Here is a 14,566-nt window from a genome sequence, read left to right as displayed (position 1 = left end):
CGCCGCATGGAGTGAGACGTGACTGCACCCGCCAGCAAGAACAGCTTCGGCGCTCGCGACACATTGAAGGTGGGTGACGCCTCGTACGAGGTGTTCCGCCTCAACAAGGTCGAGGGCTCGCAGCGGCTGCCGTACAGCCTGAAGATTCTCCTCGAGAACCTTCTGCGCACCGAGGACGGCGCCAACATCACCGCGGAGCACATCCGCGCACTGGGCAACTGGGATCCGAAGGCCGATCCTTCCACCGAGATCCAGTTCACCCCCGCTCGCGTGGTCATGCAGGACTTCACCGGTGTGCCGTGTGTCGTCGACCTGGCCACGATGCGCGAGGCCGTCACCGCCCTCGGCGGTGACCCCGACCAGGTCAACCCGCTCGCCCCCGCCGAGATGGTCATCGACCACTCGGTGATCATCGACGTCTTCGGCCGTCCCGACGCCTTCGAGCGCAACGTCGAGATCGAGTACGAGCGCAACAAGGAGCGCTACCAGTTCCTGCGCTGGGGCCAGAACGCCTTCGAGGAGTTCAAGGTCGTCCCGCCGGGCACCGGCATCGTGCACCAGGTCAACATCGAGCACCTCGCGCGCACGGTGATGTCCCGCAACGGCCAGGCCTACCCGGACACCTGTGTCGGCACCGACTCGCACACCACGATGGTCAACGGCCTGGGCGTGCTCGGCTGGGGCGTCGGCGGCATCGAGGCCGAGGCCGCGATGCTCGGCCAGCCCGTGTCGATGCTCATCCCGCGCGTCGTGGGCTTCAAGCTCACCGGCGAGATCCCGCCCGGCGCGACCGCCACCGACGTCGTGCTGACGATCACCGAGATGCTGCGCAAGCACGGCGTGGTCGGCAAGTTCGTCGAGTTCTACGGTGAGGGCGTCGGCGCCGTGCCGCTGGCCAACCGCGCCACGATCGGCAACATGAGCCCCGAGTTCGGCTCCACCGCGGCGATCTTCCCGATCGACGAGGAGACGATCCGCTACCTCAAGCTGACCGGCCGCTCGGAGGAGCAGCTGGCGCTGGTGGAGTCCTACTCCAAGGAGCAGGGCCTCTGGCACGACCCGTCCGTCGAGCCGGAGTACTCCGAGTACCTCGAGCTCGACCTGTCCACGGTCGTCCCGTCGATCGCCGGTCCGAAGCGCCCGCAGGACCGCATCGAGCTCACCGACGCCAAGCCCTCGTTCCGCAAGTCGGTGCGCGACTACATCACCGACGAGCAGGCCACGCCGCACACCAACGTCGACGAGAAGGTCGAGGAGTCGTTCCCGGCCAGCGACGCGCCGGCCACCTCCGGCGCCGAGGTCGCCGCGGCGGTGCAGTCGGCCGCCAACGGTGCGACCGGCCGTCCGTCCAAGCCGGTCACGGTGCGCTCGGACGAGCGCGGCGAGTTCGTGCTCGACCACGGTGCCGTGGTGATCGCCTCGATCACCTCCTGCACCAACACGTCGAACCCGTCGGTCATGCTCGGCGCCGCCCTGCTGGCCCGCAACGCCGTCGAGAAGGGCCTGTCGGTCAAGCCGTGGGTCAAGACGTCCATGGCGCCGGGTTCGCAGGTCGTCACCGGCTACTACGAGAAGGCCGGCCTGTGGCCGTACCTGGAGAAGCTGGGCTACCACCTGGTCGGCTACGGCTGCACCACCTGCATCGGCAACTCCGGTCCACTGCCGGAGGAGATCTCGCAGGCCATCCAGGACAACGACCTCACGGCCGTGTCGGTGCTGTCCGGCAACCGCAACTTCGAGGGCCGGATCAACCCCGACGTCAAGATGAACTACCTGGCCTCGCCGCCGCTGGTGATCGCCTACGCCCTCGCGGGCACGATGGACTTCGACTTCGACAACCAGCCGCTCGGCCAGGACACCGACGGCAACGACGTCTTCCTGAAGGACATCTGGCCGTCGCCGCAGGAGATCCAGCAGACGATCGACCAGGCGATCACGCAGGAGATGTTCACCAACGACTACGCCGACGTCTTCGACGGCGGCGAGCGGTGGAAGGCCCTGCCGACGCCCGAGGGCAAGACGTTCGAGTGGGACTCCGAGTCCACCTACGTGCGCAAGCCCCCGTACTTCGACGGCATGGCCGCCGAGCCGGCGCCGGTCGAGGACATCTCGGGTGCGCGTGTGCTGGCGCTGCTGGGCGACTCGGTCACCACCGACCACATCTCCCCCGCCGGCGCCATCAAGGAGGACTCGCCCGCCGGCCGGTACCTCAAGGAGAACGGTCTCGAGCGCAAGGACTTCAACTCCTACGGTTCCCGACGCGGTAACCACGAGGTGATGATCCGCGGCACGTTCGCCAACATCCGGCTGCGCAACCTGCTGCTCGACGCCATCGTCGACGGCGGTGTGCAGGGCGGGTACACGCGTGACTTCACGCAGGACGGCGCCCCGCAGGCGTTCATCTACGACGCGGCGCAGAACTACGCGGCGCAGGGCACCCCGCTGGTGGTCCTGGGCGGCAAGGAGTACGGCTCCGGTTCCTCGCGTGACTGGGCGGCCAAGGGCACGAGCCTGCTGGGCGTGCGCGCGGTGATCACCGAGTCGTTCGAGCGCATCCACCGGTCGAACCTGATCGGCATGGGCGTTGTTCCGCTGCAGTTCCCGGAGGGCGAGTCGGCGAGCTCGCTCGGCCTCGACGGCACGGAGACGTTCGACATCGCCGGTATCTCCGCGCTGAACAACGGCGAGACGCCGTCGACGGTCAAGGTCACCGCGACCAAGACCGACGGGCAGAAGGTGGAGTTCGACGCGGTCGTCCGCATCGACACCCCCGGCGAGGCGGACTACTACCGCAACGGCGGCATCCTGCAGTACGTGCTGCGGAAGATGACCAGCGCCTGATCACCAGCTGATCGCGCACAGGGCGCCGTGGGCCGACAGGCCCACGGCGCCCTCGTCGTTCGGCCCGCGTTCGGTCCCGCGAGATCGGCGTTCAGGACTGCGACGTCTGTGTTCGATCCGGGGTGAGGACGAAGATCGGGAAATCGCGACCGGCCTCGTCGCGTTCCATCGCGTAGCCGGGCCAGAACGCCAGCAGTCGCCGCCAGGTCGCCTCACGGTCCATTCCGGACAGTTCCCGCGCGTGGACGTCCGTGGCACGGCCGCGGATCACGACGCGCGCCTCGGGTGTCGTCCGCAGGTTGTGCACCCATGCCGGCTCCGTCGGACGTCCCCAGTTCGATCCGGTGACGATGCAGGCGCCGCGGTCGGGCAGGTACAGCAGGTTCGTCTCGCGCGGCCGGCCGGTGCGCCGACCGGTGGTGACGAGCCGCAGCGACGGCAGTCCCGCGATACCCACGAGCGTCACCCTGCCGCGGGTCAGCCGGGTCAGCCGCGCGTCCGTCCACACGATGGCGGGCGCGAGCCGCATCAGGCCGCGCCGTTTTCCGAGGATGCGGGCCAGGGCGGGCAACGGATTGGACGACGTCGGCGAGGCGGGCGTACGGGACATACCGCCATTCGATCACCCACGGCCCGCCCACGCATCGGGGTTTATCCCCGATCCCGCCGGTCCGACCGCAGACCTCACGCGTCTGGATGCAGATCTGGCGGTTCTGGATGCAGATTTCGCGGGTCTGGGTGCAGGTCTCGGGGGCTGGGTGGGGGCGGGTGGCTAGGTGGCTTGTGCCAGGGAGAGGCCGAACCTGCCTGCCTCGTCGGTCCACCAGTGTTCGAGGGCGAAACCGGCCTCGGCGAGTTCGGTTCGGACCCGTTCGGGGCGGAACTTCGCGGAGATCTCCGTGCGGACGTCCTCGCCGCGGGCGAAGCGCACCTCCAGGTCCGCGCCGGGGATGCGCACCACGAGGTCCCGGCGGGCCCGCAGGCGCATCTCGATCCACTCCTGCTCGGCGTCCCACACGGCCACGTGGTCGAAATCGGCCGGGTCGACGTCGGCGTCGAGCCGAGTCGCGAGGACGGCCAGGACGTTGCGGTTGAACTCGGCCGTCACACCCTCGGCGTCGTCGTAGGCCCGCACCAGGGTCGCCGGGTCCTTCACCAGATCGGTGCCGAGGAGCAGCCACTCCCCCGGCTCAAGCACGCCGCGCACCGACCGCAGGAACCGCACCCGGTCGGCCGGCAGGAAGTTGCCGATCGTGCCGCCGAGGAACACCACCAGCCGCGGCGACGTGCCGGGCAGCTCCGCGAGGTTCTCCGTGAAGTCGCCGACCACGCCGCGCACGTCGAGATCCGGGTAGTCGGTGGAGATCGCCTCGGCGGCCGCCGTCAGCGCCGAGCCCGACACGTCCTGCGGCACGAACTGACGCACAGTGCCGTGGCGCACCAGCCCGTCGAGCAGCACCCGGGTCTTCTCGCTCGACCCGGCGCCGAGCTCCACCAGTGTGCGCGCCCCGGTGGTCGCAGCGATCGCGTGCGCCTCCCGCACGAGGATCTCCCGTTCGGCCCTCGTCGGGTAGTACTCGGGCAACGCGGTGATCCGCTCGAACAGCTCGCTGCCCCGCGCGTCGTAGAACCACTTGGAGGGCAACGATTTCCGCTGCGCCGACAGTCCTTCCCGGACATCGCGCCGCAGTTGCTCGTCGATCGCGACCTCGTCGACCGCCTCGCCGCTCGCGTCGATCCTCACGCCTGCCATGTCGCTCCTCCCTCGTCGATGGCCTCGACCGTCACGGTCACCTCGTCGGACTCGCCTGGCCCTGACGCACACCGCGCCGTGACGAGGCTGCGGTCCGGGACCTGCCGCCAACCGTCGTCCTCGTCGTACGGTTCGGACGTCAGCTCCACGGACCGCGATGTGGCCCGCAGGGCCAGCGAGTGCGTCCACGTGGTGGCGATCAGCGTCCCGGGCGCGGCGATCAGCAGGTTCAGTCGTGATCCCGGCGCCGCGCGGTCCACGTCGGACACGAGCCGGGCGACCTCGGCGGCCGGGTCACCGCCGCTCGCGAGCCGTCGGCGCAGCAACGCCCACAGCAGGGCCGAATCGGTGCGCGACTCGAGTCGCAGCAGATCCGTCGTCGGCAGCGTCGCAGCCAGGTCGGCCACGGAGTCGGGCCAGCCGCGCACGACCCCGTTGTGGCTGAACATCCACGTGCCGTCGAGCATCGGCGCACACGCCGCCTCCTCCACCGGCATCCCCGGCGTCCCGGAGCGGACCGCGCCGACGAACGCCGACGAACGCACCGACCGTGCCAAGCGCGGCGCGGTCTCGTCGGTCCACAACGGACGGGCGCGCCGGTACCGCACAGGCGCACCGTCCGCGGCGATCCAGGCGAATCCGAAGCCGTCGGCGTTGACGGTGCCGCCGCCGCGCATGTCCCGTGGCGCGTGGGCCTGCACCGACAGCGAGTGCGGCGCGTCGACCACCGCATGCGCCGGCGACGCCTCGGGCCCCAGGTAGGCCACGTGCCGGCACACCCGTTCAGCCCTCCCCGGGGCGGAGGTCGCGGGCGCAGCGAAAGCCGGTGAAGATCTGCCGGCGGATCGGGAAGTCCCAGTTGCGGAACGTGCCGCGGATAGCCACCGTGTCGGTGCCGAAGGACCCGCCGCGCAGCACCTTGTACCGCCCGTCGAAGAACACCTCCGAGTACTCGGCGTACGGGAACGCCCGGAATCCCGGGTAGCCGGCGAAGTCGCTGGAGGTCCACTCCCACACGTCGCCGATCAACTGCTGCACGCCGAGCGGCGAGGCCCCGGCCGGGTAGGCGCCGACGGGCGCGGGGCGCAGGTGCCGCTGCCCGAGGTTCGCGTGCTCGGCGCCCGGGTCGTCATCGCCCCACGGGTAGCGCCGGGACCGGCCGGTCTCCGGATCGTGGCGGGCTGCCTTCTCCCATTCGACCTCGGTGGGCAGCCTCCTGCCCGCCCACGCGGCGTAGGCCTCGGCCTCGTGGAACGACACGTGCAGCACCGGTTCGTCGTCGGGCACGGGTTCGTACACGCCGAAGCGGCGGCGCCACCAGCGTCCGCCGTCGAAGCGCCAGAACCGCGGTGCGGTGATGCCTTTCTCCGTGACGTACGCCCAGCCGTCGGCGCTCCACCAGCGTGGGTCGCGGTAGCCGCCGGCGTCGACGAACGCGGCGTACCGGTCGCAGGTCACCGGGAAGGTGTCGATGGCGAAGCCGTCGACGAACACCTCGTGTGCGGGCCGTTCGTTGTCGAGGGCCCACGGTTCCGCGGAGGTGCCCATCGTGAACCGGCCCGCGGGCACGACGACCTCCTCCGGCACGGCGCCGCAGCGGCGGACCGGCGGTGCGGGCGCGTGCAGCAGCGGGTCACCGCGGCGCAGCTGGTGGGTGGCGAGCATCGTCTCGTCGTGCTGCTGCTCGTGTTGGGCGACCATGCCGAACGCGAAGGCCGACTCCGTCAGCGGGCTGCCGTCAAGGGGTGCGGCGTCGAGCGTGTCGAGCGCCTTGCGCCGCACCTGGTCGATGTAGGCGCGCGCCTCGGCCGGCCCCAGCAACGGCAGCTGCGGCCGGTCGGCGCGGGGGTGCCGGAACGCGTCGTAGAGCTCGTCGATGTCGGGGCGCACCGCCTCACGTCCGCCGACGTCGCGGACGAGCCAGATCTCCTCCTGGCTGCCGACATGCGCGAGGTCCCACACCAACGGCGACATCAACGGCGAATGCTGGCGGGTGAGTTCGCCGTCGTCGACGTCGGTGAGTGTGGCCGTCCGTGCGCGGGCGCGTTCGAGTGCTGCGGCGGCCCGTTCGCGGAGGTCGCCCGGTGCCGTGTCGGGGCTGTCATCGGTGCCGGGGCCGGTGTGGGTGTCGACGGTGCTCATGGCGTCGTCCTCCTCGTGGTCGACGGATCGGCGGACTGTCGCGGGCGCGGACCGGTCTGTGGTGTGCGCGGTTGAGGCAGGGGCCCGGGTGGCGGCGGCACCCGCGGGGTGCGCGGCGGCGGAGTGGGACGGCCGGGTTCGCCCGGCCGGCGCGGTGCCGGTTCCCGGTCGAGGCGGGCATGCAGGGCAGCGGTGATGTCGTCGACGCTGTCGCCGGATAGACCGAGGGCGCCCAGTTCGCCGCACGCGAGGTCGACGAGCTGCCGTGCGACGCGGTTCAGGTCCGGATCGGCCGTTCCGTGCCGGGCGGCGTGGACCCACCGGTCCTCGCCGGTGCCGACGGGCGCGCAGAGGTCCAGGACCCGGTCGGTGACGTCCGGTCGGTGCAGCAGGGCGGCGAGCATCGCCACCGGGTCTATCCACCGGCCGGGAGGCTGGGCGTCGAGGTACCGCACCTCGAGGTGCCCGCGTGGCCGCACGGGCGGGAACAGCGTCGTGAGGTGGTAGTCGAGGTCGCCGAACGTGGGTGGTGGCCACGTGCGGGCGATGCCGCGGCGGGCGATCCAGTCGGCGAACGGCACGGCGGGCGGGGCGTCCCACCGCCCTCGCGCACGACGCCGGACCATCAGCGGGGTGTCGAGCACCCGGCGTGCCCATGCCGCAGGCGGATCGGCCGGTTCGGCGTCGAATCGGGTGCGGGGCGGGTCGGTGTCCAGCACCGACAGCCACCGCGCGGACGCTGCCCCGTGCGGCGGCCGGCGTGGTGGGTGGAGTTCGCGAACAGCGCCAACAGCACCGGACCGGCGGCGTGCAGTGCCGCCCACCGCGCGGGCAGGTCGGCGGGCTCCCCCGCGTCGAGACACACCTGCACCGCCGCGGTGGAGCACATCATGGTGATCCCACCGCTGCCCCGGGCGGCGAACCGGCGTTCCATCGCGGCGTACCGCTCGGTCTCGAGCAGGCGCGCGGGGGTTCGTGTGGAATCGATCGCCGTACGGCCGAGGAGGAGGCCCTCGGCGGCGAGCAACGCGGCGACGTGGTCCAGATCGGTGGTGGCCGCGGAGATCAGCCGGTCGAGCGTGGGATGCGGAGCGGTGGAGATCTCGACCTGTCCCCCGGGTTCGACGGTCAGGGCGGACCCGGCGGGCAGTTCCGCGGAGGACGGGCCGGGTGTGCGGCCGGGATGGCGGGCGAGGGTGGCCGGGGCGTGGCTGCCGAGGGCGCGCGCCAGCCGGTCGGGTGCGAGGCGCGCGGACGGGTCGGCGCGGTCGTACACGAGATGTTCGAGTTCGACGCCGACGAGCCGCGGCGGGCCGTGCTTGAAGCACACCGACGCGACGTACGCCTCGCCCTCGGCGCGGTCGGCGACCACGCGGGCCGCCCGATCGCGGGCCGCGGTGTCCGGCAGGGCCGGCTCGGCGACCTCGCCGCCGGCGCACGCTCGCTCGGACGGGGGTTCGGGAAAGGGACTGACAGGACCGTGCATCGCCGTCATGCGACCACCCGTATCGGTTTCCGGGACCGTCGCTGCCCGACGCTACCCCCGGGGTACGACACTCGCAGAGAACTCGAGCCGCCGGATCACACCGTCCTCACAGGACGTACGTACGGTTTGCGTTGGGTCCACGCGCGGTGTCAAGATCGATGAATGCCACGCGTGAGTCAGGACCACCTCGATGCACGCCGGCGCCAGATCCTCGACGGCGCTCGGGTGTGCTTCGGGCGCTTCGGCTACGAGGGTGCCACGGTCCGCAGGCTCGAGGAAGCGACCGCGCTGTCCCGCGGCGCCATCTTCCACCACTTCCGCGACAAGGAATCGCTGTTCCTGGCCCTCGCCGAGGACGATGCCGCGCGGATGGCCGACGTCGTGGCCGAACAGGGTCTGGTCCAGGTCATGCGCGATCTGCTGTCCGGCCAGTCCGAGCACCCCGCCGACTGGCTCGGCACGCGCCTGGAGGTCTCCCGCCGACTCCGCACCGACCCGGAGTTCCGCAGCCGCTGGGCCGAGCACTCCCAGCAACTCACCATCGCCACGCGCAAGCGACTCGAATGGCAGCGGCGGTCGGGCAACCTCCGCGACGACATCGCCGTCGAGGTCCTCGCCGACTATCTCCAGCTCGTCCTCGAAGGTCTCGTGTCCCACCTGGCGATGGGCCTGCCCGCCGACGATCTGGAGCCCGTCCTGGACGTCGTCGAGGACAGCGTGCGCCGACACCGCGGCGAGTGAGCCGCCGGGAACACCACCCACGCCGGCACCGTTTGTGCTGGTTAGGATGACCCGCATTTCCGTTCCCGCTCTTCGAGGAGTGACGTCGTTCGTGCGCGATGCGCCATCGCCGGGTGACAGTCCCGAGCCGGGCGCCAGGCCCGGCTCCCCGCGTTTCCACCCGGCCTCCCTCGTGAAGCCACCCGCACGGCAGGCGGGCGGCGCGCTGTGATGGACGTGTGCTGATGGACGTCGTACTCACCATCGGCGGACTGCTGGTCGTCCTGCTGCTGACGGTCGGCACCGGCCTCGCCGTGGCCGCCGAGTTCTCGCTCACCTCGCTCGAACGCAGCGCCATCGAGGCCAACGTGCGCCAGGTCGGCGACCGCCGTGCGCGCACGGTCCTGAGGGCACACCGGACGCTCTCGTTCCAGCTCTCGGGCGCGCAGGTGGCGATCACCATCACCACCCTGCTCACCGGATACGTCGCCGAACCGCTGCTCGGCCAGGTGATCCGCCCGATGCTGCACGCAGCCGGCCTGCCCGACGGCGCCGTGGCCGGGACCTCGCTCGTGGTGTCGCTGCTGCTGGCCACCACGCTGTCGATGGTCATCGGCGAGATGGTGCCCAAGAACCTGGCCGTCGCCCAGCCGCTGCGGACGGCCCGCGCCGTCGCCGGGTACCACTCGCGGTTCTCCGCGCTGTTCGGCTGGCTCATCACGTTCATGAACAACAGCGCCAACTGGGTCGTGCGCAAGGCCGGTGTGGAACCACAGGAGGAGCTGCGCTCGGCCCGTTCGGCGCAGGAACTCGGCTCCATCGTGCGCGCCAGCGCCGAGAGCGGCACCCTCGACGCCGCGACCGCCCAGCTGCTCGACCGGTCGTTGCGGTTCGGCGAGCGCACCGCCGACGAGCTGATGACCCCGCGGGTGGGCGTCGAGGCGCTGCACATCGACGACACGGTCGCCGACCTCGTCGAACGGTCCCGGGCCACCGGCACGTCCCGGTTCCCCGTGTACCGCGAGGATCTCGACGACGTTCAGGGCGCCGTGCACGTCAAGCAGGCGTTCACGGTCCGCGCCGACCGCCGCGCGTCCGTGCCGGTGAGCTCGGTGATGCGCCCCGTGCCGACGGTTCCCGAGTCCCTGCCGGGCGACGCGCTGCTCGACCGGCTGCGCGCCTCGCGGTTCCAGCTCGCCATCGTCGTCGACGAGTACGGCGGCAGCGCCGGTCTCGTCACGCTCGAGGACGTCGTCGAGGAGATCATCGGCGACGTCCGCGACGAGCACGACGACCGCGAACAGCCGACGTCCCAGCAGATCGGCAACGACAGCTGGGCCGTGTCGGGGAGGCTGCGCGACGACGAGGTGCGCGACATCACCGGGTTCCGCATGCCCACCGGCGACTACGAGACCATCGCCGGTCTCGTGCTCGAGCGGCTCGGCCGCATCCCGCAGCGCGGCGACGCCGTCGACGTCGACGGCTGGCGGCTGACGGTCACCGAGATGGACCGCCACCGCGTGGCCGAGGTCCGGGTCGAACCGGGCGGGCAGGGGGCGGAATGAACGACTGGATCGCCATCGCATCCATCGGCCTGCTGCTCGCGTTCAACGCGTTCTTCGTCGGCGCCGAGTTCGCCCTCATCTCCTCGCGGCGCGACCGGCTCGAGGCGCTGCTGGAACAGGGCACGACCCGCGCCCGGATCGTCATCAAGGCCAGTCAGAACGTCTCGCTGATGCTGGCCGGCGCGCAGCTCGGCATCACGATCTGCTCGCTGCTGTTGCTCCAGTTCGGCGAACCCGCGGTGGCGCACCGGCTCGAGGCCGCGGCCGTCGCCCTCGGTGTCCCGATCCCGGTCTACGTCGTGCACATCATCGCGTTCACCGTCACGCTCGTGGCGATCACGCTGCTGCACGTGCTGGTCGGCGAGATGGTGCCGAAGAACCTCGCGATCGCCGAACCCGAACGGCTCGCACTGTGGCTGGTGCCCGTGCACGTCGGGTGGGTGCGGCTCGTCAAGCCGTTCATCTGGCTGCTCAACGGTGTCGCCAACGGCATCCTGCGGGTGATGCGGGTCGAGCCGAAGGACGAGATCGAGACCAGCTACACCTCCGACGAGCTCGCCGCGCTGCTCAGCGAGTCCCGCCGGGAGGGGCTGATCGAGCAGGCCGAGCACCGCAGGCTCACCCAGACCCTGTCCTCGGCCGACAAGACGGTCGCCGACATCGTCGTGCCCATGGACCAGCTGCGCACCGTGCCGGACCGGCCGACGCTCGGCGACGTCGAGGAGGCCGTGTCGGCCACCGGCTTCTCGCGCTACCCGCTGCGCACCGACGGCGGCAGGCTCGTGGGCTACGTGCACATCAAGGACATCCTCGACCGGATCGGCGACGATCCGGACTCGGCCGTGCCCGCACACAAGATCCGGCGGCTGACCCAACTGGCCATGCACACGCGGATCGACACGGCGCTGTCGGCGATGCGCCGCGAGGGCAGCCACCTGGCCACCGCGGTGGACGGGGCGGGACGGGTCGTCGGCGTGGCCGCGCTCGAGGACCTCGTCGAGGAGTACGTCGGCACCGTCCGGGACGGCACCCATGTCACCTGACGCCCCGACCGTCCTGACCGAGCGGGAGTGGCGCGCCCGCGAGGAGGCGCACGTCGCCCGCATGCGCACCTGGACGGTGCCCCACCAGGCCCGCCGGTCCCGCGGCGAGAAGCATCCGGTGTGGGACTTCCTGTTCACCTACTACTCCCTGCCGCCGTCGCAGCTCGAACGCTGGCAGCCCGGCGCGGGGACCGTCGTGACCGGGCCGGGCGCGCGCACGTTCCTCGCCCGCACCGGCTACGTCGAGACCGCGATCCCCGGCGCCGCCGACGACGACGCCGACACCGCCGCGGTGACCGTGGACCCGGCGGCGCTGACGGCCAAGCGCGCCCGGATGGCGCGGCACGTGCTCGCGCTGCTCGAGGCGACCGCGTCCCGCACGGCGCGGCTGAGCTGTTTCGGCCTACACGAATGGGCGATGGTGTATCGCGACGCACCGGACCAGGTTCGTCACTCTCAGCTACCGCTACGGTTGGGCTCGGCCGGCACCGACGAGGTCGTCGACCGCATGGACATCCGGTGCACCCACTACGACGCCTTCCGGTTCTTCACCGAACCCGCACGGCCGCTCAACACCCTGCAGCCGACCAGGAACTCCCAGCGCGACCTCGAACAGCCCGGCTGCCTCCATGTGGGGATGGACATTTACAAATGGGCCTACAAACTGGGCCCGCTCACACCCTCGGAACTGCTCGCGGACTGCTTCGAGCTCGCCGCCGACATCCGTGAGCTCGACATGCGGGCCAGCCCGTACGACCTCTCCTCGCTCGGCTACGATCCGGTGCGCATCGAAACCGCCGCAGGCAGGGCGGAGTACGCGCGCCGCCAGGCCGCGTTCACCCGTCGGGCCGCGCCGCTGCGCGAACGACTGATCACCCTCTACCGCGGGTTGCTCGCTTCGGCCGAAGTCGGTCCCGAATCACACTGATTCGACGCGCTCGGCTGTTAGGGTGGTTACGTTTTTGTCACGTCGACAGAGTGTAGTCAGCGCTCGGCGCACGCGAGAGGACGCGAATGGGGCGGCACAGCAGAGCCGACGATCCGGCTCCCAAGCAGCCTGATCCGCAGGCGACGACCGGCAGACGCAGCCGGTCCTCGTACTGGTTCAGCGACACCACGACTCCCCCTCCGGCATACCGAGGGGCACCGGGTTACGCACCCGCCCCCGACGGCGTGCGGGAGACCAACCCGGCCATGCACGCCGTCGGCACCGCCGAGCAGCAGCCCCGTCCGGCTCCCCGGCCGAGGCGCTCCGCCGACGCCGGCACCCACCGAACCCCGCCCGGGCACCCCGTCCCCGAGGTCGAGCGCACGATCCCCGCGATGCCTGCTCCCTCGGCCCGGTCCGCGGTGCCCCGCCCCACCGATCCCCGTCCTGCCGACACTCCCCGCCCCTCGGCCACGCCCCGGCCCACCCCCGCTCCCTCCTCGACTCCCGAGCCCGCACCGGCAGACGAGCCCGCAGTGGCAGCCGAGCCGGCCGCCGCTGCCGAGGCCGACGCCCCGCCGGCGTCCGACTCCGTCGACGCGGCCGGGTCCACCAGCAACGACCGCACCGTCACCTCCACCGGCAGCCGCCGCGCGGTCACGTCGACGGGCAGCCGCCGCGCGGTGACCGCCAGCGGCAGCCACCGGGCCGTCACGTCCACGGGCAGCCGCCGCGCAGTCACCTCCACCGGCAGCCACCGCGCCATCGACACGGGCGTGAAGCGGCGCCGCGTGGCCGCGTGGCCGATCGCCTGCGGAATCCTCGTGCTGCTCATCGTGGGCGGCATCTTCGCCTGGAACTGGGCGGACGACGAGATGGCCCACCGCGCGCAGGCACAGGCCGCGGCCTGCCAGGAAGGCACCGCCACGCTCCGGGTCGCCACCGCCCCGGGCGCCGCCGACGCCGTCGAGCAGGCGGCCCGGTCGTGGAACGCCGACCGGACGGTCGTGCACGGCCACTGCATCGACGTCACCGTCCAGCCGGGCACGCCCGAGGTCGTCTACGAGGACCTCACCGGCAACCGCTCGCGCGGCACGCCGTCGGCGTGGATCGTCGACGACACGCAGTGGTCGGACAAGCTCCGGTCCGAGCAGCCGGAGCGCGTCGGCGCCACCCCCGAGACGCTCTCCGAGACCTCGGACGCGACGTTCACCTACGTCAGCCTCGCCGGCGACGGGGTCGACAGCATCCAGCAGCGGGCCGCCCAGTCGTTCCGCGCCTACCTCGGCGAACCCGCCCAGCAGGACGCCCTCACCTCCCGCGGCAGCGGCAGCGCCAGCGACCAGGGCTGACCGACACGCAGCGGCACCACGAACGCGCCGCCACCACGTTCGACCGTGGTGGCGGCGCCGGTGTCTGTCGGGGGCTCGCCTCAGCCGGTGCGGCGGGCCTTGCGCCGCTCGGACAGCTCGTCCGGGACGGGAGTCTCGAGCTCGCCTCCGTCGGCCCGCTCGGCGGGGAACTCGTGCAGCGAGCCGGTGATCTCCTGCATCGCGCCACTGACGGCGATGCCGAAGACACCCTGCCCACCCTGCAGCAGGTCGACGATCTCCTCGGGCGAGGTGCATTCGTAGACGGTCGCGCCGTCGGAGAACAACGTCACCCGCGCGAGGTCGCGCACGCCCCTGCCGCGGAGGTGGTCGACCGCGACCCGGATGTTGTGCAGCGAGATGCCGGTGTCCAGCAGCCGCTTGATGATCTTCAGGACCAGCAGGTCCTTGAACGAGTACAGGCGCTGCGAACCCGAGCCGTGCGCGGTCCGGATACTCGGTGCGATCAGCTTGGTGCGCGCCCAGTAGTCGAGCTGCCGGTAGGTGATGCCGGCGATCTGACACGCCGCCGGGCCACGGTAGCCAACCAGCTCGTCGGGCAACGAGTCATCGGGGAACAGCTCACCCTGTTCCCCACCGTCGATGCCTTGGATCGAACTGTCGTCGACCACGCATGCCTCCTCTCGCCCGGCCACGCGGCCGACGAAACAAGAACGCCGGCCCGGGTGGCGACCGGTACGACACACGCGCATCGGCG

11 protein-coding genes and 1 pseudogene are annotated in these 14,566 nt (G+C 71.5%); 6 read left to right on the top strand and 6 right to left on the bottom strand.

Going from position 1 to position 14,566, the window contains the following annotated elements; translation table 11 throughout:
- The first annotated feature begins 18 nt into the window (after window positions 1-18).
- Entirely contained in the window at window positions 19-2,841 is a 2,823-nt protein-coding gene (locus BJF85_RS16075) for an aconitate hydratase (RefSeq protein ID WP_075848595.1), read from the top strand.
- A gap of 91 nt (window positions 2,842-2,932) precedes the next feature.
- Here BJF85_RS16075 and BJF85_RS16070 read toward each other — a convergent pair whose 3' ends face one another.
- From BJF85_RS16070 to BJF85_RS26665, 5 genes and pseudogenes are all read right to left on the bottom strand, one after another.
- Window positions 2,933-3,451, bottom strand: a complete 519-nt coding sequence (locus tag BJF85_RS16070; RefSeq protein ID WP_075848593.1) for a nitroreductase family deazaflavin-dependent oxidoreductase — start codon at window positions 3,449-3,451, stop codon at window positions 2,933-2,935.
- Between the two features lie 162 nt (window positions 3,452-3,613).
- On the bottom strand, window positions 3,614-4,594 hold the full coding sequence (gene egtD / locus BJF85_RS16065; RefSeq protein ID WP_075848591.1) for an L-histidine N(alpha)-methyltransferase: 981 nt from the start codon (window positions 4,592-4,594) through the stop codon (window positions 3,614-3,616).
- Window positions 4,582-5,373 (bottom strand): ergothioneine biosynthesis protein EgtC, encoded by a 792-nt coding sequence (egtC, locus tag BJF85_RS16060; RefSeq protein ID WP_075848589.1) that lies wholly within the window; start codon window positions 5,371-5,373, stop codon window positions 4,582-4,584. The genes egtD and egtC overlap by 13 nt, the downstream gene beginning before the upstream one ends.
- Before the next feature lie 4 nt (window positions 5,374-5,377).
- Window positions 5,378-6,736, bottom strand: a complete 1,359-nt coding sequence (gene egtB, locus BJF85_RS16055; RefSeq protein ID WP_075848587.1) for an ergothioneine biosynthesis protein EgtB — start codon at window positions 6,734-6,736, stop codon at window positions 5,378-5,380.
- A gap of 164 nt (window positions 6,737-6,900) precedes the next feature.
- A pseudogene (locus BJF85_RS26665) lies at window positions 6,901-8,231 on the bottom strand (glutamate-cysteine ligase family protein); the annotation flags it as partial.
- 153 nt (window positions 8,232-8,384) lie between these two features.
- On the opposite strand from BJF85_RS26665, the gene BJF85_RS16040 reads away from it, so the two are divergent.
- The 5 genes from BJF85_RS16040 (at window position 8,385) to BJF85_RS28045 (ending at window position 13,830) form a co-directional block, all read left to right on the top strand.
- Window positions 8,385-8,963 (top strand): TetR/AcrR family transcriptional regulator, encoded by a 579-nt coding sequence (locus BJF85_RS16040; protein WP_075848581.1) that lies wholly within the window; start codon window positions 8,385-8,387, stop codon window positions 8,961-8,963.
- A 224-nt stretch (window positions 8,964-9,187) separates the two neighbouring features.
- Entirely contained in the window at window positions 9,188-10,507 is a 1,320-nt protein-coding gene (locus BJF85_RS16035; protein ID WP_075848777.1) for a hemolysin family protein, read from the top strand.
- A complete protein-coding gene (locus BJF85_RS16030) occupies window positions 10,504-11,550 on the top strand; it encodes a hemolysin family protein (RefSeq protein WP_075848579.1) in 1,047 nt (348 codons plus the stop codon). The genes BJF85_RS16035 and BJF85_RS16030 overlap by 4 nt, the downstream gene beginning before the upstream one ends.
- Window positions 11,540-12,478 carry a 3-methyladenine DNA glycosylase gene (locus BJF85_RS16025; protein WP_075848577.1) on the top strand — a complete coding sequence of 313 codons (939 nt, stop codon included), beginning with the start codon at window positions 11,540-11,542 and terminating at the stop codon, window positions 12,476-12,478. Before BJF85_RS16030 ends, BJF85_RS16025 begins: the two co-directional genes overlap by 11 nt.
- 86 nt (window positions 12,479-12,564) lie before the next feature.
- Complete coding sequence (locus BJF85_RS28045) at window positions 12,565-13,830, top strand: hypothetical protein (protein ID WP_158056966.1); 1,266 nt, start codon at window positions 12,565-12,567, stop codon at window positions 13,828-13,830.
- 80 nt (window positions 13,831-13,910) lie between these two features.
- Here BJF85_RS28045 and BJF85_RS16015 read toward each other — a convergent pair whose 3' ends face one another.
- Window positions 13,911-14,480 carry a MerR family transcriptional regulator gene (locus BJF85_RS16015; RefSeq protein ID WP_075848575.1) on the bottom strand — a complete coding sequence of 190 codons (570 nt, stop codon included), beginning with the start codon at window positions 14,478-14,480 and terminating at the stop codon, window positions 13,911-13,913.
- Between the last annotated feature and the right edge of the window lie 86 nt (window positions 14,481-14,566).

It is taken from the genome of Saccharomonospora sp. CUA-673 (assembly GCF_001942305.1).
In the GTDB taxonomy this organism is placed as follows: Bacteria; Actinomycetota; Actinomycetes; order Mycobacteriales; family Pseudonocardiaceae; genus Prauserella.
This window is presented reverse-complemented; position numbering and strand designations above follow the sequence as displayed.